Origin of the sequence: Actinomadura napierensis (assembly GCF_039529375.1) — a bacterium.
GTDB classification, from domain to species: domain Bacteria; phylum Actinomycetota; class Actinomycetes; order Streptosporangiales; family Streptosporangiaceae; genus Spirillospora; species Spirillospora napierensis.
Window position 1 is genome coordinate 13997 of record NZ_BAAAMR010000050.1, and the last position, 23391, is coordinate 37387.

9 protein-coding genes are annotated in these 23391 nt (G+C 69.1%); 5 read left to right on the forward strand and 4 right to left on the reverse strand.

The window, feature by feature from the left end; all coding sequences use genetic code 11:
- Nucleotides 1-109: 109 nt before the first annotated feature.
- From ABD296_RS25880 to ABD296_RS25900, 5 genes are read left to right on the forward strand one after another with little or no spacing between them, the layout of a single operon-like run.
- Nucleotides 110-11758 (forward strand): hypothetical protein, encoded by an 11649-nt coding sequence (locus tag ABD296_RS25880; RefSeq protein ID WP_344272289.1) that lies wholly within the window; start codon nucleotides 110-112, stop codon nucleotides 11756-11758.
- Nucleotides 11755-17472 (forward strand): AAA family ATPase, encoded by a 5718-nt coding sequence (locus tag ABD296_RS25885; RefSeq protein WP_344272174.1) that lies wholly within the window; start codon nucleotides 11755-11757, stop codon nucleotides 17470-17472. Before ABD296_RS25880 ends, ABD296_RS25885 begins: the two co-directional genes overlap by 4 nt.
- On the forward strand, nucleotides 17472-17711 hold the full coding sequence (locus tag ABD296_RS25890; protein WP_344272177.1) for a hypothetical protein: 240 nt from the start codon (nucleotides 17472-17474) through the stop codon (nucleotides 17709-17711). The genes ABD296_RS25885 and ABD296_RS25890 overlap by 1 nt, the downstream gene beginning before the upstream one ends.
- Nucleotides 17711-19114 (forward strand): toprim domain-containing protein, encoded by a 1404-nt coding sequence (locus ABD296_RS25895; RefSeq protein ID WP_344272180.1) that lies wholly within the window; start codon nucleotides 17711-17713, stop codon nucleotides 19112-19114. Before ABD296_RS25890 ends, ABD296_RS25895 begins: the two co-directional genes overlap by 1 nt.
- Nucleotides 19115-19117: 3 nt before the next feature.
- On the forward strand, nucleotides 19118-19318 hold the full coding sequence (locus tag ABD296_RS25900) for a hypothetical protein (RefSeq protein ID WP_344272183.1): 201 nt from the start codon (nucleotides 19118-19120) through the stop codon (nucleotides 19316-19318).
- A gap of 165 nt (nucleotides 19319-19483) precedes the next feature.
- Here ABD296_RS25900 and ABD296_RS25905 read toward each other — a convergent pair whose 3' ends face one another.
- From ABD296_RS25905 to ABD296_RS25920, 4 genes are all read right to left on the reverse strand, one after another.
- A complete protein-coding gene (locus ABD296_RS25905; RefSeq protein WP_344272186.1) occupies nucleotides 19484-20395 on the reverse strand; it encodes a hypothetical protein in 912 nt (303 codons plus the stop codon).
- Entirely contained in the window at nucleotides 20392-20886 is a 495-nt protein-coding gene (locus tag ABD296_RS25910; RefSeq protein WP_344272189.1) for a sigma-70 family RNA polymerase sigma factor, read from the reverse strand. Before ABD296_RS25910 ends, ABD296_RS25905 begins: the two co-directional genes overlap by 4 nt.
- 388 nt (nucleotides 20887-21274) lie before the next feature.
- Nucleotides 21275-22489, reverse strand: a complete 1215-nt coding sequence (gene fxlM / locus ABD296_RS25915) for a methyltransferase, FxLD system (protein ID WP_344272192.1) — start codon at nucleotides 22487-22489, stop codon at nucleotides 21275-21277.
- Entirely contained in the window at nucleotides 22486-23346 is an 861-nt protein-coding gene (locus ABD296_RS25920; RefSeq protein ID WP_344272195.1) for a thiopeptide-type bacteriocin biosynthesis protein, read from the reverse strand. The genes fxlM and ABD296_RS25920 overlap by 4 nt, the downstream gene beginning before the upstream one ends.
- Nucleotides 23347-23391 lie beyond the last annotated feature (45 nt).

The following is a 23391-nucleotide window of genomic DNA, read 5'->3' on the forward strand; positions in this document are numbered from 1 at the left end:
GGAACCTGTTGCGAGATTTCGCGGCAAAAGGGTGGCCTCACCCTACCCATTGGTGATCAGAATGGTCGTCGATCATCCAGGTGCATCAAATTCGGGAGGTTGGTGCGGGGTGGCAACGCTGCGCGGCAGGGTCCAGAAGGCCATTCGGGGAGCACTGCGGGCCGGGGAACGGCGGGCCGCGCGGCGCACCACCGAGGCTCAGATCGCGCAGGCCACCGGTGCGGCCACCGCGTTGGCCTACGCCCGGCATCTCGACGCGGAACTCACGCTCGCCGCGCCGATCATGCGGCAGGCCTACCTCGATGAGTGGTGGGCTCGCGCTACTCCTGAGGAGATCGGCGCCGTCTGGGAAGCGACCACCAGCTGGGCCGCGGTCGGTGAGGGGTTCGCGCAAGCGACCATGGCGCACCTGCGCGAGCAGATCAGCCAGCGATATGGCATCGACGTCCGAGACGTGCGGCTGCAGGGCCGCGAGGTGGTCGCGCTGCTGGCGCGCGCCCGCGGCGTTGCTCCCGCTCCAGAGCCCGATGCCCGCACAGCTTCCTTCGTCATTCGCGATACCGCAACCGGCACGGTGGCCGCCCAGCAAATCCAGGTAGCGCCGCCGCCCGGGATGAGTCACGGCGAGTTCGCCGCACGATGGCTCATCGAGTACGCCGATCGGCTCGGCCAACAAGCCGGTGCACCAGCCGATGGGCTCACCGACCGCTTCGTTGTCGAGACGTACGCGGGCGGCGACGTCACCGTCGAACCCACCACCACCATCAGCGGAGAGCACGCTTCCGAGGCCGCACAGGCGGTCGGGGACTTCCGGCAACAGATACTGAACGGCAGCACGCCGGCACCCGCCGAGGAACTGCTGGACGCGCTCTTGGTCGAAGAGCACCGCCTCGCTCAGGAGCTCTCCGACCACATCACCGCTCTCGACTTCGCCACGGCCGAGGGCATCGTGATGCACGCCAACCGGGCTGCGGTCATCCGGGAACGACTCGACTACACGCGACTGCGCATCCAAGCCGCCCAGGCCGACGTGCGCGGCGAAGACGGCATCCACGTGTTCCAGCAGGCGTCACTACGCGCCCGCTATGACGACGCCTGGTGGGCCGACGCCACCGCGACCGAAGCCGCCACCCTATGGCGGTACGTCGCCGGCTGGAGTGAGGGCTCGGCCAAGCTGTGGACCGTCACTCACCTCCAAGAGCAGATCCAGGCGCGATTCGGAGTGTCCGTCGCCACCGACGCCGACGCCCGGCAGGTTGCAGAAACGCTCCGTTCCGCGCAACCGCGCCAGGACCTCACGTCGACATCGACCGCCCCCCGGCCCGACACCGCAGGGCAAGACCGATCCGTTCCGTCCGCCCCCGCTCCGCCCGCTGAGGCCGTCGCCGATCCGGTTGCTCAGCCCGCCGAGGCAGCCCGCCCGTCCGAGCAAGCCGAGCCCAGTGACCGCACTGCGGCCCCCACCGATGTCGCGGACCCAGCGTCCGACGCTTCATCCCCCGTGGCACCTCCACCCGAACCGCCCTCCGCGCGGGCAGGCGACGAGGCTGCCATCCCGCCCGCCACCACCGCACCGGAAACAGCAGCCCGTGCTGCCGACACGCCGGCGTCGCTCCCGCCCGAACCAGAACCCCAACTCGGCACCGACCCGACGGACCGCCCAGCGCGCGACGAAGCAGCGGATCAGCCAGAGGCCACCACCCAAGCCGCACCCGCGAAAGCTCCCGAAGCCGCTGCACGGGACACGCCGCCTTCCAGCCCGCAACCCGACACGGAAGCCGCGGAGCGAACAACAGAGGCCCCGGACGGGACAGCCGAGGACGCACCCGCCCCAGCAACCACAGCGCAGCCCCCGGCCCTCTCCCCGAGCGCATCGGCCCTGCCGACACCGGCGCCCGAACCTGCGCCGATCCGCGAGCCTGGCGCGGCCGATCTCGATCCACAGGCCAGCGAGTTCGACCAAGCCGAACTGCCGCCCCTTGCCGCAGACAGTCTGACGCTGGAACGCCTCACAGAGGCGCTTCATGGGCTCGGCGCCGACGACGTCGCGGACACCCTCCCAGCCGTCTTCGCCATTCTCGACAACCCGCCTCGCGAAGACCGCTGGTTCGCCGACGTCGACCAGGGCGTCGAGGCGTTCGCCCGCATGCACCAGGCCGTACGGGACGCGCTCCCCAGATTGCCGGACATGCAGGGGGAGCGCTGGTGGCTGCTGCAGCTGGCGGACGAACTCGAGTATCAGGCCCGGCGCGCCGGATACCCGTCCATGGACCGCGACGACGTGGCAGAGCGGACCCGCTACGCCGCGATGAGCGACGCGGAACTGCGCGCCGAACTCGACCACACCGACCCCGAGCACGACACCTTCGACACCCTCGTCGAAATGCTGGAACGCCGCGGCTTTGATGAGTTCGGCACGCCGGCGCGAGGAACCCCGCACGGCCTGGAGTCAGCAATCCCCTTCGACCCAGCGATGGAAGGAGCGCTGGTACGGGTCAACCGCGGCGCCGGCACCATCGTCGTCGGCACCGTCCAGCACCATCCCAACAGCGGATGGTGGGTCGACGGCGTGGCCGAGCACGACGGAGATGGCACCGACAGGCAGCCCCGCCCTGAGCAGGTCTGGCTCCAAGAGCGCCAATACGGTGCCCCGCACGTCCAGGTGCTGCAGACAGCAGCCGAGCGTCAGCAAACCGCGCCCGAGCCGGAGGCCGCGCCGGAGCCGGAGCGGGCGGCCGATCCCGCGCCGGAGCCGGAGCGGGTAGCCGAGCCGGAGCGGGCGGCCGATGCCGCGCCCGAGCCCGCGCCCGCGCCGGAGCCGGAGCCGGAGCGGGCGGCCGATCCCGCGCCGGAGGCCGCGCCCGAGCACTCTCTTCCAGATCGCGAACCATCCGCTGCCCCCAGCGCGACGGACCAAGGCAGCGGCGATCCTGAGAACGCCGACCTTGCGCGACTCGCCGCCGAGCCGCTGCTGTTGAATCTGATCCTGACGGCCGCAGAAGGCAACGAGCGGGCCATGGCGCGGCTCGCTGGGAACCTCGACACCATCGACGACAACGACGTGCGATGGATCGACGTCACGGCGGCAGATGATCTGCGCGTTCCTTTCACTGGCGCGGTGACCGACCGAAGGTCACGCCTTGCTGCGGTGGCCAACGATGAGGAGTCGTTCGGGATCGTCTTCGACGATGTCTTCGCCGACTACTTGATCGGGCAGATCGACACGGTCGGCGACCGGATCGACGACATCTCCTCGCTGGCGCAGCGCTACTTCAGCCGCGGCTCGGAGTATCGCGACCTGTTGAACCAGAGCGCCCGGCGTGCTGCATGGAATCTCATCCGCGCCCACCAAGAACTCACCGAAGGTACGCGTCCTGAGCGCACCCGGCCGGGACCTCAAGCGAGCCAAGCCGACCAGGAAGAATCAGCCGAGCGCAACGTCGCCGACTCGCAAGAGCCTTCCCCGCCCGTCGATCCGCAGCCACCCACTCCGGGGGAGGACCCAGGACCGGAAGCTCTTTTCGAGGCCGACGCGCCGGCATCCGAGAGCAGTGCAGAGGCCGTGCCCGTCCGGATGTTCCCGGGCGGCATCACAGGGCTGGACGGCTATGAGCCAATCACCGGCTTGGACCTGCGGTTTCGGTCCTACGATCCACCGCCCCCCGGTGGCCCGACGCATGCGGTGCACCTGCTTCGCCCGATCAGGCCTGGGGAAGGGGTACTGGAGGATCTGCGGCAAGGCAGCCTTCCCCAGCTGATCGCCCAGATGCTGGACGAGGGCTTCATGCGCCCCGTTCCCGGCTCCCCTGGCGAGCAGCATCAACTCGCTGTCGACCCCCAGGCTTCTGAGCCGACTCCGGCCCTGTTCACCGCCGACCCGGAGTCGGCTCCCGCTGGCCGCAGTCTCGACGAACAGCTCGACGACATCACCTCGGCCGCAGACCAGATGACCGTCGATGGAGTCGGCTGGGGTAGAAGCTCTCTCTACACACGCGCGGAGCAAGCTGAGCGCGGTCACGATCTTGTTGCTCGGCTCGCCTTGCTCATGCAGGAGGCAGTGCAGGTCCACGGTGGTCACCTCGCGGCCGCCGAGGCCGATGTCCTCGCTGGCAGTCTCGCTCGGCTGCAGCAGCCTGCGACAGGAGATTGGGAGCGAGACGCCGCCGCGCTGCACGCCCCGCTGGAGGCGGTGCTCGACCTCGCCCACGGCGATGCACATCGCGGAACACCGCTGGCCCGGTACGCCCGAGAGCTGGCGATCAGCCTCCGAGCCCACGAATCCAGCCTGTCCGGCAGGCCCTCGGCTGAGGTGTCCGACATCGTCTCCTCAGCGGCGAGCTACAGCAGCGCCCAGGAGGTCTGGGCCGCCCAAGGCGCCGTCCGTGCCGCGCACGAGCAGATCGGTGCGCTAGAGCCTGGGCTGTCCGACCGCGAAGGGCTTGCCCGACTGGCCGCAGCAGTCGACCTCGCTACCACCGATACCAGCGGAGGCCCGGCCGGTCACGTCCACCGCTACCGGCGGCTCGCCGACCAGGCTCAGGCCATCGCCGACGCGAACCGCGGCCCGGTCGCAGTTGCCGCCAACGGGCTGTGGGCCCACGCCGTCCAGCATCAAGCCCGCCTCGTCGCAGGGATGCGGCACGAGGAGGGCGTGCAGCTGCGCACCCTCCTGGCCGAGGTCGCCGCCACGACCGCTCCCGATGAGCCGGCGGCGGAGACCGCGGAGGTCCCGGAGCAGCGTGCGCCCGAGCCCATCTGGATCGAGCACAACAACAAACAGACCATCGTTCACGGTCGCGTCACCAAGGGCGGCGAAGTCCATGCGCTGCTGAAAGCGGGCGGTTTCCTGTGGGCGCCATCGCTGGGGTGCTGGAAGACCAACTCGCGTTGGCGCTTTGAGACCCGCGACGCGCGGGTCCGCGCCTTGGCGCGCGGACTGGCGCTGGCCGGGCGCCCCTTCCGGCTTGAGCAATATCCGCCTGGGCAAGAGCCCACGGCGCAGAGCGATGCCCAGCCTGCGCCGCAGGCTGAAGCCTCGGCGGACCGTGAGCTTCAACTCCCGTCCGGGGAGCCCTACAACACCTGGCCCGAGGCTCAGAATGAGCTGCGGCCAGTGGCGGAGGCATTCAGTCGTCTGCACCGGAGTACCGCCTGGCGGCACATGATCTCCGATGCGGAGGACTCCCGCTCGGACGCCAAGGCACTGGCGGCTCTGGTGATCCCGGGAAAGGTTCTCGGCGCCGACGGGACCGAGGTCCTGAGTCGCTTCACCGCCCTGGCCCAGCGCACACACGTCCTTCTGGAGAATTTGCAGGCAGAGGGCTACACCCACGCCCCTCTGCTGCTGCCTCAGCTACGTGAGCTCCGCCGTCATGGAGTCCATTTCGCGGCCCGGCTGCAGGCCACCGCCGAAGCCGCCGACCGATGGCCGATGGTCTTCAAGGCCCCCGGTCCCGTGCTGACGGCATCGGCTGACGCGCCCGAGCCCGTCGCCGTCCCGGAGCGCCACCGCGGTGCGGATAGCAGGGACAGCAGTCGGTCCAGAGGAGACGACTCAGCGGCAGCCCTGCAGGGGAGCCTGTTCGACTTCGGTGAGGACCCAGCGTCCCCGGACGCACCTGCGGACGCAGCTCCAGAGGCCATTCCGGACGCCGTGGATGTCCCCGGCGAGCACTCGGCGGACGACGCCTTGCAACGACCGGCGGCCAGAGTTCGGCAAGATGGTGACCAGGCGCGCGACCAGCAGGAGAGAACCGGTGAACAAGTACGGGATCAAGGCGCAAAAGCACTGGCAGGAATGGCTGCCGGACCGATACCAGCAGCTGAGCGATCCGGAGGAGTTCTTCCAGCTCCTGGGGGAGACCGCAGCCGAGGAAGTCGACAGCCTGGCGGACTCACTGGCGGGGGAGGACCCGGCGGGGGAGACGTATCAGGAGAAGCTGGCGCGCCTGGCGACGGCGCGGCAACTGGCCGAGAACCAGATCGCGCGGGACCTGCTGCTGGTGGATCCGGAGGACGAGGAGAGGATCGCTCAGCTGATGAGCTGAGCACCGGCCACTCCGAAAAAGAGCAGCCTGGCCCGGATACCGACACAGCGCCGGGCGAGGTCGATGAACACGCCGGCGACGGCGCCGAGCCTGCCCCAGAGCAGGATGGCCATGGCTCCGAGCCGGGGACCGGGCAGGGTGGGGAAGCCAGCCCCCCGGAGGCCGCTGACGGCGCCGAGCCCGCACCGTCCCGGTTCGTGCCGTCCGGACAGGACGATCTGGCGCCCTCCGGGCCGGTGGCGCGCATCCGTGCCAACCTGGAGGCCGTCAAGCTGGTGCGCGAGCTGCAGACGCAGCAGCGGCCCGCGACCGCCGAGGAACAGCAGATCTTGGCTCGCTGGTCGGGATGGGGCGCCGTCCCGGCCGTGTTCGACACGCGCGAGACCGTTGACGGCAAGCCCGGCCCCGGCGTCAAGTACGCCTGGGCAAGAGAGCAACTGCAAGACCTGCTGACCGAAGACGAGTACGCCGCCGCACGCCGTAACACGATCAACGCGCACTTCACCGATGCCGGGATGGTCCAAGCGATCTGGTCCAGCCTGGAGCAGATGGGCTTCTCCGGCGGGCTGGTGTTGGAGCCCGGGTGCGGGAGCGGCAACTTCATCGGCCTGGCCCCCGCCGACGCCACCATGGTCGGCGTCGAGTGGGATCCCACTACCGCCGCGATCGCCGCGGCGCTGTACCCCGACGCCACCGTCCGCTCAGAGAGCTTCGCCACCACCCGCCTGCCCGAGGCCTCGTTCAACGCCGTGGTCGGCAACGTCCCCTTCGGGAAGCTCCGGCTGCGCGACGCCCGCTACAACCCGGGCCGCCAGTACTCCATCCACAACCACTTCATCGCCAAGTCCCTGCGGCTCGTCGCTCCCGGGGGCATGGTCGCCCTGATCACCTCCCGGTACACCCTGGACGGCACCGACGAGCGGGCCCTGGAGGCCCGCCGGAAGATGGGAGAGCTCGCCGATCTGGTCGGGGCCGTGCGGCTGCCCAGCGGCGCTCATCAGAGGGCAGCCGGCACCGACGTGGTGACCGACTTGGTGATCCTGCGGCGACGCGAGCCCGGCCGCACTCCCAGCCAGGTCGCCTGGATGCAAGCGCCCACCCAGCAGATCGAGGGCGACAACGTCGCCATCAACGAGTACTTCGCCACCCACCCTGACATGGTCTTGGGTGAGTTCGGCGTCTCCGGGCGCCGCGAGGCTGAGCTGATGGTCCGTAGCGACCGCGACCCGGCTCCGGCGCTGGCCCAAGCACTGCAGCAGATCACCGAGCACGCACGTGAGCACGAACTGCTTTCGGCCCCGGTCCCGTCCGTGGGACCCGACCAGGTCCTGATGGGGAACCCGATCTCGCTGGAGGAACTCGAAGGCCCGAACGGACGCCTCGCCTGGACCGAAGGCTTCATCTCCCCACGCGACGACGGCACCTTCACCCAGATCGTCGACGGGGCCGTCGAGCCGTACGAGCCGCGTATGTCGGCGGCCGAGGCCGACGAGCTGCGCGCCCTGTGTGGTCTGCGCGACGCCACTCTGGAACTGCTCGCCGCCGAGGAACGCGCCGATCAGCCGGAGATGGACCGGCTGCGTGCCCGGCTCAACGAACGCTACGACGCCTACGCCACACGCTACGGCCCGATCAATCGCGTCAACCTGATACCGAGCATCAAGAAGACCCCGGAAGGGGAGGCGCTGCGGGCCCGGCTGCTGGCCGAGGGGAACGCTCGGATCGCCGGCGGGACCTTCGTCCTCGTCGGCGATGAGGAGCAGACCAGGGAACTGCAAGGGCGCCTGCTCGCCGACGGACTCGCCACCGTCGGCGAGGACGGCCGGCTGAGGATGCGGCAGAGCAACGCCGCGCGCGCCGAACGGGACCGGCTGGTGGCCACCGGCCTCGCACGCGTCGAGGGCGGCAGGCTGGAGCTGATCGGCGAGGGACGCGCGATCGCCATCGACGCCGCGCCCGAGGCGATCAGGCTCATCCGCCGGCGGCCGTCGCAGGGCGGCTTCCGCACCGACCCCTTCGCAGTCCGCGTCCAGGCTCTGGAGCGGTACTCGCCCAAGACGGGGCAGGCCGCCAAGACCGACATCTTCCGGGAACCGGTCATGCCGGCCCGGGCCCCCATCGAGATCGCCGACAGCCCCGCTGACGCGCTGGCGATCTGCATGGATCAGCACGCCCAGGTCCGTTTGGACGTCATCGCCGATCTTCTGGGCCTGGACGATGAGTCGCAGGCTCGCGCGGAGCTGGGCGACCTCGTCTTCCACGATCCGGCCCAGGACCGGCTGGTGCCAGCCGCCGAGTACCTGTCCGGCGACGTACGGCTCAAGCTCAAGCAGGCCACCACTGCGGCCACCGACGACCCGGCGTTGCGCGTCAACGTCGAAGCGCTCACCGGTGTCATTCCCGAAGACCTGGGGCCCGCTGAGATCGAGGTGCGGCTCGGCTCGGTGATCGTCGACCCCGAGCACGTCCAGCAATTCCTGCGCGAGACCTTGGACGCTCCCAAAATCAAGGTGTCGCTCTCGTCCGCCGGCGAGTGGAAGGTCACCGGCGCGGCCAAGGGCGTGCTGTCCACCTCCATCTGGGGCACCGAGGACGCCAACGCCACCTACCTGGCCGGCCGCCTTCTCAACCAGAAGGCCATCAAGATCACCAAGAAGATCGACGAGGAAACCACCGTCGTCGACGCCGAGGCAACCGAAGCGGCACAGGAGAAGGCCCAGGAGCTCAACGAACGGTTCGGCGAATGGATCTGGGAAGACCTTGACCGCGGCGCGCTGATCGTCCGCCGCTACAACGACCGCTTCAACTCGCTCGTGCTCCGCAGCTACGACGACGTGCAACTGTCGCTGCCGGGCCTCAACCGCAACATCAGCCTGCGCTGGTGGCAGAAGGCCGCCGTCGCGCGCATGATCCACGAGCCGGCGACCGGCCTGTTCCACGACATGGGCGCCGGGAAGACGCTGGAACAGATCATCGGGATGATGGAGCTCCGCCGCCTCGGCCTGATCAACAAGCCGGTGATGTGCGTGAAGAACCACATGCTCGACCAGGTCCGCGACGAATTCCTATGGGCCTATCCCTCGGCTCGGGTGCTGTGCGCTGACAGCAGCGAACTCACCGGTGAAGGCAAGCGGCGATTCATCGCCCGGTGCATGCAGGAAAACCCCGACGCCGTGATCCTCACCCGCGGTGCGTTCGAGAGCATCAACCTTACCCCCGAAGGTGTCCGCGACTACCTCGACTTCGCGGAGGATTTCTTCAGGGCCCACCAGGACGAAGAGGACAGCGTTAAAGACGAAGAAACCATCCTGATCAACTTCAAAGAGAAGATCGAAGCGTTCATCGAAGGGGACGAGGAGGAAGACGACGAGGAGGAAGAGGGGGAGGGGCGTCAGAAGAAGAAGCGGAAGGGGATCGACAAGGATCCGGCGCTGACGTGGGAGCACGCTGGGTTCGACTACATTGTGATCGACGAGTCCCAGGACTACAACAATCTATGGACTCCGTCCAACGTCGAAGGCATGGAGATCGATTTCGTCCGCCGATGCGTCGACCTGGAGATGAAACTCCACTCCACTCGCAAACGCTTCGGTGAACGTGTCGCAACCTTCGCCACCGGAACCCCGATCACCAACCGGATCGTGCAATACCACGTTCTGCAGCGCTACTTGAGGCCCGACCGTCTCAAGGAAGCAGGGTTCTACTCGGCCGACTCGTGGCTGGCGACCTACGCCACCCAGAAGACCCGCCTGGAACTCAAGGGCGACAACACCTGGGGGCCGGTCAGCCGCACAAGCGAATTGGTCAACGTCCCCGAGATGCTGCTGGAAATTCACCACTTCAGCGACTTCAAAACCGCCGACGACATCAATCTTCCTCGTCCTGCAATCGATGGCGGTAAACCCGAGGTCCGTGTTGTCCCCGCGACCTTGGAACTTACCGACTATCAGGGGGCCCTGGCGAACCGGTACGCGGCCGCGCGGAAGAATCGCGGTCGGAAGGGTGAAGACACGTGCGTCGCCGTCATCGGTGACGGTTTTCGTGCCGGGCAAGACTTGCGGCTGGTTGATCCAAATCACGGCCCTATCCCTGATATCCCCGACGATCCGCAAAAGGTTGAGGCCGTCGCTGAAGATATTCTGAAGGAATGGAAGGCTCACCGCGACGACGTCTACCTGGACGCCAACGGTGACCCTGACCCGGTCCGCGGCAGTCTCCTGGCCGTGTTCTGTAACGAGGGTGTGCCGTCGGATAGCTGGAACATCTACGATCATCTGCGTCAACTGCTCGTTGATGGCGGGATGTCTCGCGATAGGATCCGGTTCATCCATGAGACCGGCAGCGACAGCCGCAAGAAGAGGGACCTCACTGCCGATTGCAACGACGGCCATGTCGACGTCCTCATTGGATCGACTGAGAAAATGGGTGTGGGGACCAATTTTCAGCGCCGTCTGGTCGGCATCTACCAGATGCACCCACACTGGCGGCCTGACTATGACGACCAGGAAATTGCTCGCGGCCGCCGACCCGGCAACGAGAACTCTGTGATCTTCGTCCGTAAGTTCATCACTGAAGGCTCTTACGACATCATCCGTGCCCAGCGGTGCGAGATGAAGGCGGCCTTCCTCGCCCATCTGAAGCGCCGCGACCCCACGGTTCGCACGATCGAGGTCCCGGACGAGGACACGGTCGGTTATGCCGAGATTGCGGCCCTGGCGGCCGGCGACATGCGGTTGGTCGAAAAGAATAAACTCGAACAGGAGTTGAAGTCGCTGGTACGCGGTCAGCGTGCACATGCCCGCAAGCAAAACGGCCTGAAGATGAGTATCCGGCAGGCCGAACACGGCATCGGCCACTCCCAGAAGGCCATCGTCGACATCGACCGCGCCATCGCCCAGCGGCAGCCGACCGCTGGCGACGCCTTCACCATGACCCTCGCAGGGGTCCGCCACACCAAACGCACCGACGCCGGCGCCCACCTGCGCACCGTGCTGTCCAAGGCCATGGACGCCACCCCGCGCGGCCGTCAGAGCAGGGTCGAGATCGGGACGCTGGGAGGCTTCCCCATCGAAGCCAACCTGGACCGCGACCGCCGCCCCACCACCATCCTGCTGACCCTCAAGGGCGTGCACGGCGGCGAGATCGGGCTCAACCACAAGACCGTGCCGGGTGGTACCGGCCTGATCCGGCAGCTGGAAAACCGGCTGAGCAACCTGGAAACCGAACGGCAATGGCACGAAAGGAACATCCCTGCCTGCCGCCTGGAGATCGAACGAGCCCAGCCCCTCCTCGGTGAGTCCTTCCCCCACCAGGACCGGCTCAACGAGGTCCGCACCCGCCTCAGCGACCTCCAGCGCCAGCTCACGACGCCAGACCCGGACCCGGCGGGCAATCACGCTGCCGACCCACAGGCCCCGGCCGCGCCCGCCCCAACCGCCGAGGGCCCCGGCGACGGAACACCCGCACTCGCCCAACCCGCGGCGGCCGAGCACGGTGACCCACAGTCCGCCGAGGCCCCCGCTGTCGAGGCTCCCGCTGTCGAGAGCCCGGCGTTCGCAGCCGCGAAGGTCGCCAGCGCCGGCCAGCCCCGCAGCATCACAGCGCAGCTCAGAACCGCCGCCAAGAACAGCCGCAACGGCGGCGGCGATAAGCCCAGTACCGCGCCCGACCGGCAGGCGCCCGCCATCCCCGCTTCGGAGAATCAGCGATGAACCTTGAAGCGCAATGGGCTCTGTGGAGCAAGCCGGACGGAAGCTACGACGAGTACCGGATCTTGGACCGCGCTGAGGGCGTTTTCGACCGCGGCGAGTTCCTGCACATCCTCAGGCAGTGGTCTGTCGGTGAACCACCTGCCCAACGGGCCGGCCCCGGGCAGCTGCCGTGGACCACGTTCAGCCACGTCTGGAAGGACGGCGCCCCCTACATCGGCATCGCCGTGGAGAAATGGACGGGCCGGACCGATGGCGCCGGACGCCCGGTGGCGAGCACCTCCTACTTCGCGGTGCCCTACGACCCGGCGGCCATACCCTTCTCCTACAGCGCCCTGCACCGCGCCGTCCAAGACATCGACCTGCCGCTCGACCCCGACGAGCCGTTCACCGGCCGCGAGCGGCTCGAACTGGACGTGCCACCGCACGACCCGCACGAACTGGCACGCCTGGTCATCCGACATGGCTTCGACCGAGTCACGGCTGCCGCCGCCTCCACGCTGGCGGGCACCGTCGACATCACCAACACCGGCCGCGACCACGACCACGCCACCCGATTGGAGTTCCTAGACGCCGTCACCGCGCTGCTACCGCGCGGCTTGGCGACCGACTTCAGCGCCTCCACCTGGGCGACGGGGCCGCAGCACCGGGTCCGCATGGCGTTCACTCGCCACGCCCGCCCGGGCGCGCGCGAACTCAACTGGGCCGACCCTCAGCCCGCTCCAGCCCACGCAACCCGCGAGTACCTGCGGCTGCTGGCTGCAGCGACCGACGGCGGCACCAACGTCGACCGCCTCGCAGCCGTGATCGACCGCCTCGCCGCCGATCGAGCACCACGTGACTTCGGCAACGGGGCCCGCCAAGCGCTGAGCAGCCTCCAAACCGCCATCCGCACGGCGGGCCGAGTCCAGCCCGCCCGACCCGCGCCCGCCCCGTCCCGCGCCGCGCCGGCGGCCGCCGTCTCCCAGGAAGGCCAAGACCCGATGACCGTCGAGCCCGCCAGCGACACTGCCGGTGCATCGGGCTACTGGAGCAGCCGCATCCACATCGAGGAGACCCCCGGCGCGGTCCGCGTCACCGGTACCCGCTTCAAGGGGGACCCGCCCGAGATCAGGACCGCTCTCAAGACACGCGGACGTGCCTTCAGCTGGGACAAGGCGCAGCAGGCCTGGATCTACGACCGGGACCCGGCCCGCGTCCCAGAAGCCGCCGACGCCCTCCGCCAGGTCCTGGCCGACCTCGACCAGCAGGCAGCGGCGCAAGGCCTGACCACCGAGCCCAGCAAACCGCGGTTCCCACCCACCGAGCAGCAGGCCGCCATCATCGAGGCGGTACGCCAGGGGCAGGACGTCGCCGTGCTCGCCCTCGCCGGCACCGGCAAGACGACCACGATGCGGCTCATCGCCGAAGCCCTCCCGGACAAGCGGATCACCTACCTCGCCTTCAACCGGTCGATCATGGAAGAGGCCGAAGCGGCGATGCCCCGCAACGTCACGGCCGTCACCTCGCATGCCATCGCGCGGAGGGCGCTGAACGCTGGGCCGATGGCCGACAAGATCCGCCGTGCCCGAAAGACCCAGCGTGGCCGGGGCAGCAACACCCAGCGGTTCGCGCGCTGGCCCGAGGAAATCGCCCCGATCATCGGGCCGCGCGTGGGCATCACCGGCCCAAGCTTCATCAACGGGCAGGAATACCAGCCAGAAGACATCGCCCAAATGGCGCTCGCGACGGTCAAGCACTACCGGATCAGCGCAGAAGACCAGGTCAGCACCGAGAACCTGCCGATCGCGGTACAGCAGAATAAGGAACTAGCTCCGCTGGTCCTGCGGTACGCGCAAGTCATCTGGGAAGACATCGCCTCACCCGATGGGGAGCTGTATTTCGAGGACGACGACTACCGGAAAATATGGATCGAATCCCGGCCGGTCATCGACGCCGACATCATCATTTTCGACGAGGCGCAAGACATCAACCCGGTCTTGAGCAAGCTCGTGCAGCGCCAACCCACGCAGACCATCGTGGTCGGCGACTCCTACCAGTCCATCTACGGATTCACCGGCGCCGTCGACGCCTTGGCCACCTGGCCCGCAGACGTCGTCCTGCCGCTGACCCAATCGTGGCGCTTCGGCCCCCAGATCGCTCAGCTCGGCAACGACGTCCTGCGCACCCTCGGCGCCGACCTCGAACTTCGGGGCAACCCGGCACTGGACACCCGCGTGGGTCAGGTCGACAACCCCGACGCCGTGCTGACCCGAACCAACGCCGGCGCCGTCGCCGAGGTCATCGACGCGATGAACGACGGCAAACGGGTCGCACTGGTCGGGGGCGGAAAAGCCATCGAGGACATCGCCCAGGCCGCGATCGATCTGCGTAGCGGCCGGGGCACCAGCCACCCCGAATTGAGTCGATTCCGCACCTGGAACGAGGTGATCGACGCCGCTGAAAACGACCCGGACGGCGGCCGGGCCCTGCAGATGTTCGTTCGGCTGGTCGAGCGATACACCCCCGAGGGGCTGATCGACACTGTCGCCGACCTTGTCGACGAGGACAGCCTCGACCCCACCGACCCCGACGCCCTGGTCGTGTCCACGGCGCACAAGGCCAAGGGGAGAGAGTGGGGCAGCGTCCGCATCAGCGGCGACTTCCACGGCCCCACCACCGACGAGGAGACCGGCGACCTGGTCCTCCCGCCAGCGGAAGAGCGGCGACTCGCCTACGTCACGGTCACCCGACCCAAGGTTGAGATAGAGCTCGGCTCGCTGGATTGGATCACCAACCCGGCCGCAGCCGCGCAGGCCGCCGTCGCTCGCCCAGCCCCGGCGCAGGAGGCTGCCGCGCAGGCACAGCCAGCCGGCCAGGTCCTGGTCGCCGAGCGCCCCGCCGACGAGCGCCCCGAGCCGACCAGGCCGGAGCCGACCCCCGCGCCGACCCCGGTGCTCGCGATGGACGAGCGGGATGCCGCCACTGTCGAAGGCGACCCGGGACCCGATTTCCCTCCCGAGCCCGAGCTGCCGCTCGACCCGCTTTTCGACATGCCCGTCCCCGCAGCCGGAACCCAGGGCGGGATCGAAGCGCCACGGGAGACGATGCAGCCGCCCATCGAGGCAGGTCCTCAACCGGTCCCGTCGCCAGCCGCCAGCGAGACAGCCGAACCGGTGAGCGAGCCGCTGGTGACGCAAGGCGTCCCCGACGTCCGATCCGAAGCTGTCGATGCTGCCCTCGTCGGCGCGGCGCCCGAGCCGCAGCCGCAGGCCTCCCACGTCGAAAGGAGCGGAGAGGAGCGGCCGCTCGACGGCGACCTGGCGAGCACCGTCGCCACTCCGGACGGGTCCACCATCGAGCCGCCACGGGACACCGTGCGTTCCACGGAGCCGGAGCCTGTCGCTGCGGCGGGGGAGCCGGAACAGCTCGCCGGCGGGCGCCGGCCTCATCCCATAACGTTCACCGACCCGGCCGATCTCGCCCCCGACGCAATCGTGGAAGGGATTTCACAATTGGGTGCGTGGGGCGTCGCCGCCCACGCTCAGCAGGTCCTTCTCCTGATCGACGATCGCAACGGAGGCCAACCGGTTGCTGACATCGACCGTGCGGCCACCAGGTTCCGCGCTCTGCAGACCGCGATCGACCAGGTCTATTCCGAGCTGGGGTCACCCGAGGCTCGGCGCTGGATGGACGAGGTCCACCGGGAACTGCTCTGGAGGGCTTCTGCCCCAGAGGTCGGCTTTCCCTATTTCGACCGCGAGACGTTGGCCGATCTGGCGGCCCCGTCCCGGGCTTCCGCCGAGCCGCCGCAACCTCGCCAGCCCGTCGCGGCCCTGGACTATCACGCTGAGGAGGAGCCCTCCGACGCCGACCTGCAGCGCGGGTATGAGGACCTGCTCGCGTCCATGGCCGAACGCGTCGACCGTGATCTCAGCAGCGACGACCCGACTCCGGGCGGCCCCTACACCTCGCCTGAGACCACCCGCGTCGCCCGAGCCTTTGAACAGCTCAAACGGGCACTGGCGGACGAGCGGCCCGACAACCCCGTCATCGCGGCGATCAACTCAGCCGCGGCCCGCGAGCGCGTCCCCGCCGCGCACGCGGCGGGGACGCCGCTTCCGCTTCCGACCGGTCTTGAGCCGCTGCACCAGCCCCTTCGCGACGCCGACGCGCACTCCAGTTGGTACTACGACACCCCGCAATGGCAGCAGGTCAAGGCGGTCACCACCGCGTTCCGCAACCTTGCGGACGCGATCGCCGCCGCCCCCCGCGGCTACCTCAGCGAGGTCGCCAACGACGTACGAACGCACGGCTTCCTGCGCATGGTGGGGGCCCGAGTGTCCCGGGTGATCTCCCGAGCCGCCCGCGCGATCGCCGCCGGGCTGGAGAAGGCCGGATTGATCGACACCCCGGCCTGGCTGAGCGTGCAGACCCTGCACACCAGGTCGGCCGACTTCTCCGACCAGCTGATGGGGAACCTGCCGCCCGGCTGGACCGTGGAAACCCTCGACAACCTGAACCAGACCTGGAAGGGGCTGCGCGCCCGAAGCGGGCAGGCTCTCGCAGCCCGCGACGCCGCCGAGGGTCTCCCGGCCGCCGGCTCGACGGCCGCCGCCCGCAGCGCACGGGCACGGGCACGCGCCGGGATCTCCGAACTGCGCACCGCGCTGACAGCAGGTCCCCGCGCCGGCGGCGAGGTGACCGGGACTCGGGCCTGGCAGCGGCTATCGGAGGTCTGGGACAACGCTCTGCCCGCGCTCGCCCGCGCTCACCAGGGGATATTGCGGTTCGAGGACGAGGCCGCCGAAATCGGTGCGCTGAGGGCCGCCTGGATGCGGACCTGTGAGCTCGCCTCGGCCACCGCCCGTCACGGCATGGACCGCCTGGAAGCCTCCTCAGGCGACAGCCACGGCGCCGGCTGGCACGCCCTGCGGCTCGTGCGCCACGTGGCCGAACTGAACATCGCCCACCAGCGCGGCGACCTCCCACCCGAGCAGACCGCGCCACTGGGCACCTACGACCTGCAGACCGCCAGCCGCGGCCCTGCCAACGCAGAACCCCAGCAGCAGAACCACCCCCCACGCCAGGAAGAAGGCGCTGAGCGCGACACGCTACGAGCCCTTTCCGATCCGGCGGAGAACACGTCGACACCTCAGCAGCCGATCGCCCACCCCACTGAGCGCGAGCAGGCGCGACCGCCCGAGCCCGGGCCGGTCCCAGAACCTACCGTTCCCCGGCCTGCCCCGGATGCAGCCCCAGCAGCCTCCCCGGCGAGCTTCGACCCCGCCTCTCGACCGTTCGACCCCGCGTGGGCCCAAGCGGAATTCCTGGTCGGCCGACCGCCTCGCAACGAGCAAGCCGCCCAGCTCTACCCGCAATGGGAACGTGAACTGGCGCGCACCACCGACCCGGCAGTCCTCCAACCGATCACCGCCAAGCTGGAGGCCTATGACGCCTACACCGGCCCGATGACGTGGTCGCAATGGGTCGCTGACCAGCGCGAAGGAAACGCCGCCGGAACGACACCACCACCGCCCGCCCGCACGCCCGCCACACGCACCTCCGCCCTCCCCACAGGCAACGCCGCGGCGATCGCCGCGGCCGCCTTCCCGCGCTCGGTCGGCAAGCAACTGAACACCACACGCAAAAGCCCCCAGGCCTCGCTCTCCACGCCGCCGGCAGCAGCACCCAAACCGGCCCTCGGCGACCGGTCGCCCGGCGGGCGGGGGGACTGATGGGCACCGCTCCGGACCGGACGCCCTCCGCTGCAGCCGACGACGAACTCCTCCAGGTCGTCGTCGAGCAGCAGGCCACCATCAACGACCTGGTCTCCGGAATGGCGGCCCTGCAGCGCGTGGTCACGAGACTCACTCTGCGGATCGAGGCCCTCGAACGCTCCTCGCCCCCCATCGGCTCGAACCGTGCCGCATCGACCGGGCCGCTGAAAGACGATCAGGACGCACAGGAGACCTGATGCAGGTCCCCGACGAACCGACATGGCGGCGCGTGGGTGATACGCCGCAACCGGAGGACCTGCGGCGTCAGGCCGGCTCGGCACGGCGCCGCGCCGCCGCCCTACGCGCGGGCGCCGAGGCCATCCAAGCCAGCCTCACCGAGCCCGACCGCCCGGACACGGTCGATTCCGGCCTGATGAAGCAACTGATCGAGATGACCACCGAGGCCGAGGAGTTCTTCCAGACCCAGCTTCCCCGCACCAACGCGCAGCGCTACCTGGCCAGCCGCGGCGTTGACGCTGTCGCTCAACGACTCTGGGGGATCGGGTACGCCCCCGACAACTGGCGCACCCTCACCGACCACCTCCGCGGCCGCGGCTATGACGACGAGACCATCGTGGCGGGCGGCTTGGCCAAGTGGCGCAGCGACCGGTCGAACATCGTCGACCTGTTTCGCCACCGCGTGGTGTTCCCCGTCCGCGACGAACACGGTGTCACCAGGGGCTTTGTCGGACGCGCCGGCCGCGGATCCAGGACCGACAACTCCAACGTCAAGTACCTCAACACCCCTGACGGGCCGATCTTCCACAAGAGCCAGATCCTGTTCGGCTTAGCCGAAGCCCGCGCGGCACTGGCCACCGGAGCCCGCCCCGTGATCGTCGAGGGCCCGATGGACGCCATCGCGGTCAGCCGCGCCGCACCACTGCGCTACGCCGGCCTGGCGCTGTGCGGCATCGGCCTGTCGCCTCATCACGTCGCCGCGCTCGCCCGGACCGCACCGCTGGACACCGGCGTCCTCACCGCCCTGGACGCCGACCCCGCCGGACGAGCCGGGATGATCGCCGCCTATCCGCTCCTCGCCGCCATCAGCCGCAGGACCGGCTACGGAAACGTCGACGCCGCGACGCTGCCACCCAGAGTCGACCCCGCGGAGATCCTGCAGACCAAAGGGCCACCCGCGCTGGTCGACGTACTCGATCAAACACGCCCGCTCACCGACCTGGTGATCGACGACCACGTCGACCGATGGAACACCAACACCCTCGAAGGCAAGACCCTCGCGCTGCGGACGACCGCCGAAACGCTGATCGACATGCCCCGCCACGAGGTCGCCCGGCAGACCGCCCGCCTGGCCGAACGACTCGAACTCCCTCACTGGCTGGTCGTCGAGACCCTCGCCGACACCCTCATCCATGCCGACGACGCCCCAAAACGCATCGCCCGCCGAGATCGTGACCTGGGTGGCGGGCCAGGCTCATCCTTCACCGCTCCTCCAGCGCATCCCGCCACCGCGGCCGCCCGCACCGCTTCGCCGGCCTTCCCCCAGACGATCGCCGCCACGACCAAACAGCGCGTCAGCCCCCACTCGCCATCGGCCCCCGGTCGGCCCGCTCCGGCCCGCAACCCCTCTCTGGAACGCTGAACCTTGATATTCGACCTGTCCATAGAGGCCCACGCCGCCGCCCTCGCTGTACGCGAACTGCATCTCGACCCGGATCAGCGGATGCTCGGCAACGACATGAGCGAGGTCGAACTCGCCGCGGCCGCAGCCGAACTGGTAGCCAACATCCCGGACCCCGTGGAGCGCAGCCGAGGCCTGGACTACTGGGAACGACTGACCGCATAGACCGACACCTGACCTATCCCCGGCCGGGACCACTGGGCGACCGCTCCATCACCGGCCGCCCCGCGCCTCGCCGATCACGACGAAGCCGTGCGCGGCTTACCACGGGGGCCGCCGGAATACGGCACAAACGGCTACTTCGCCCTCCGGCCCGCTATTCGAGCACAGTCAGTCGGCACCGGTATCTTCCTCGTCGAGAAGCCTCGCTATGACCTGCGCTGAATCGACACGGTCACGCACATAGTCCAGGAGCTCGGCGTCGGCGTCGGCAAGGAAGGCGTCCAGCGCCGCTTCGTCGGCATCGTTAGGGCCTGCCTCGCTCGAAACGTCCGGTGCGGGCGACGGCCGTGCACCAGGATCGCGCCAAGGGGGCGACACCCAATCTGCGACACCATGGACATCTTGCGCGGTATCAGGAGCGTCGTCAGCTGGCTCCGAGACTTGCTCGACCAGCCGGGACAGCTCCCGAAACGAGGCGAGACCAGCCTCCGGGATAAGCCCCTCGCTGACCATCTTCTCGAACGCCTGGCGTCGGGTTTCCTCGTTTTCCACCTCGCCGGGACGGAGGACCTCGAAGAGGGACAGCCTGTCGTCGTCGCCGGCGGTCCGGGGAGGTGCGTCAAGGCGCTGTACTTCCACCACTCGGAGGATCGTGATGCCCTCGTCCAGCACCACCGGGTGTGCGAACTCGGTCTGCAACAGGTCCTCGACGGTGCTGGATTTGTCGATGTCGTGCTGCTGGGTGATCTTCTTGATCTTGCTGTTCACATGTGAACGGACCACGGTCTGGCCGTCGGTGATGTTGCCCATGACGATCCGCGCGGGATCGGTGACGCGCCACCGGACTTCGACCTCGATGGCGTTCGTGGTGATGACATCGAGGTGGTCGGCAACGTCGACCTCGAACCAGGTCGTGTAGCGGAGGAGTTCCAACATGCCCGGACGCTTGTCCCGGACTTTCGGCGTTCCGTTCCTGTCGACGTAGACGAGCGCGCATCTAGGCTGCGGGTAAGGGACACCTTCACCGAAGGTGATGACGCCTCTGGCGCGGATCAGCCCAGGCGATTCGGAAGACGTCACCACTGTCCTTCTCCTCCCTGTGCATCGGGCAGGAACTTCGAGAGCTGTCTACGCCCCTTCTTGCGCAAGTCTCGAACCTGCTCTTGAGTCTTACCCAACACGACGGCGATCTCAGGCCCTGGGATGTCGTCCAAGTCGAACGCGATGACTGCGCGGCAGTCCTCGTCCAGACGCTGCAGGAGAGCGATCATGTCGCGCGCCTGGCCGATCAACTCGGCGTGCCCCGGGCCTGCCTCGGCGACATCCATGATCGACGAGAACGGGATCTCATTCCGTCGCTGCGCGCGGTAGTCGTTAAGGGCGACCTTCCGGGCCCACGCCCGAGGGTGGGAAATCTGTTGCCACCCGCCACGCTTCACCTTGCGACAGGCCTTCTCGGCCATTTGCTGCGCGGCGTCCTCGGCGTCCTCCAAGCTCGCGCCCATCCGCATCACGAACCGCACTACCAAGACGTAGTCGTCCTCGATGAACTTCCGGAAGGCCTGCTGCACCGTCGATATCCTGGCATCGCGACCTTCCGCCCTCTCCTGGTTGGCCGGGTTCGGTCCCCAGATTGGAGCTTCATCGCTACTCATCAGCGGCGGGATGACGATCGCGCCGTGCCCGCAGCCGGGCATCCACGACCGAGACCACCGCAGAGGCCATCGAGACCACCGCGGTCAGCAATTCCACCCAGGTCATCGTGAGGTCCTCCACCCACGGCCCCCGCCCGGTACCCATTGAGACGCACCGCAAGGAACGACAGGAGCCAATCACTCGTAAGAGCCCCCAGGCGAAGATCAACGGGAAGCCGCGGGCGAACTTCTTTCTCAAGGCGCGTTAGAAGCTAGTGGCGCCGCGATCGGACGGCCGTTTCTACCGTATTCCGGTGACACCTCTTCACCAGCTGATGGTGAAGCTCGTTGTTGGCCGGTCGATGCGGTAGCCGACCGGGGTCGCCTTTGGCGGGGTGGCGGTGGGCCATGCGGTGATGTGGGGCTGGGTCGGCCGGTCGCGGTGCCAGGAGGCCAGCAGGTCAGCGACTCGGGTGGCGAGTTTGTTGGCGCGGGGGCCGTGCGCGACGATCCCGAGTTCCTCGCGGTCGGGGCTGACCGGCCGGACGGTGAGGTAGGCAAGGGTGCCGTCGTCGACGACGGCGGCGCCCGCCCACCGAAGCGCCGGGGCGGCGCGACCGCTGTCGCGTGCGGCGGTGTCGGCGGACAGCCGCGCGAACCGGGACCCGAGGGTGGTGGCGAGCCACAGGTCGAGGTGCTCCACGGGGTCGTCGTCGGCGACGGTGATCGCGGTCCAGTGCTCGTGTCGCGGGCTGGTCAGTGCCTGCCCCAGCTCGCCGATGAGGTCGGCGGCGTCGGCGTCGATGGTGACGGCGACACCCTCACCGAGGGGGATCTTGTGCTCGATGCGGGCGGCGTCAGCGCCGCGCATCGGCACGAACCCGCACACCTGGACCGAGCGGGAGGTGGCCAGCGGCCCGGTCGTGTCGAGGTCGAGGGCGATCGAGCGGGTGAGTCCGCTGGGGTGGAGCCGCACGGGCACGACCAGGCGGCCGCCGGGGGCGAGTTGGCGCCACCAGGCGGCGGAGATGTCGAAGGCGCCTGCGGTGACGATGATCCGGTCGTAGGAGGCGCGCGCGGGGTGGCCGACCGCGCCGTCTCCAGCGATCACCTCGACCTGCCGGTATCCGGCGGTGTGCAAGGCGGCGCGGGCTCCGCTCGCCAGGTCCGGGTCGATCTCGATCGAGGTCACCGCGCCAGCGGGGCCGGTGAGTTCGGCGAGGAGCGCAGCGTTGATTCCGGTGGCGGTCCCGATCTCCAAGACGCGGTGGCCCGGCTGGACGTCGAGCTGTTCCAGCATCCGGGCGACGACGTTCGGGCTGGACGCCGACGACAGCGCGGTCCCGTCGTCGGCGCGGCGCGTCACCACGACTTTGGGCGCGTAGGCCGTCTCCATATCCACGCCCGGCAGGAACAGGTGCCGCGGAACCGTGCGGAACGCCTGCTCGACCTGGGGGGTGCGGAAGGCGCCGAGGCCGCGGATGCGATCGACCAGGGCCTCCCGCAACTGCTCTGGGGTGGGCTGGGTGTCGATGGTCACGGCGTCAGGGTAGTCGCCGACCCGGCGTGGATTCCGCAGTTCACCACGTCTACGGGCGGGTCGTGGAAGACCAGGTCAGCGGCGGTCGCCGCGAGCTGGTGCTGATCGGCGGCCGGGACACCGGCGCGGTTCCACGCGAACAGGATGTGGTGGCTCAACACGGCGCGCAGGCCCCGGGTGAGGGCACCGCGCTGGACCAGGTCGGCGAGCGCGGCTCCGGCCGTCTCGAACGCGGCGACCCATCCGGCGGTCGCAAGCGGCCCGCCGGGCGCCGGCTCGGCGCTGATGAGCCGCCGTACCGCCTGCTTGGCGGCCGGGCCGGCCGGGCGGGGGTGTGAGGGCGTTGGCCGGTGCGCGGCCACGGCCGCCCAGATGTCGCCCTGCTCGTACCAGTCCTGCCGTGCGGCGCGCATGAGGGCGCCGCTCAGCAGCAGCGCGGCCTCCCTCCGGTGATCGGGAGTGCCGTCGAGGGCGTCGGTGAGGTGGGCGAGCAGGTGGTCGGTGTCGGCGACGAACAGGGTGTGCGCGAGGTCCATCCCGGCCGGGCCGCCGAACGCGATGGTCTCCGGCTCGTAGATGCCCCAGGCCCATCGGCGGACCGGGTCGGCGTCGGTCAACATGGCCGCGAGCGCGGCGGCGGCAGCGTCGCGGCGGCCGGGCGCGGGCTGGATCCGCAGCCTCCAGCAGGGGCCTTTCCGGATGAACCACCAGCCGGTGATGTCGGCGGCCTCGGCGAGTCGGGGACGCACGTGGGTGACTGCGGCCAGTTCGGCGGCCTGGAAGTCGTCGCACCACAGGGCGGCCTGGACCCACTCGCCAGAAACATTGCCGGCGGCGCTTTCGGGGGGATGCATCATGATCTCTTTCTGTTGTCCGTGTCGTTGGTTCGCGCGGTGCGCTGC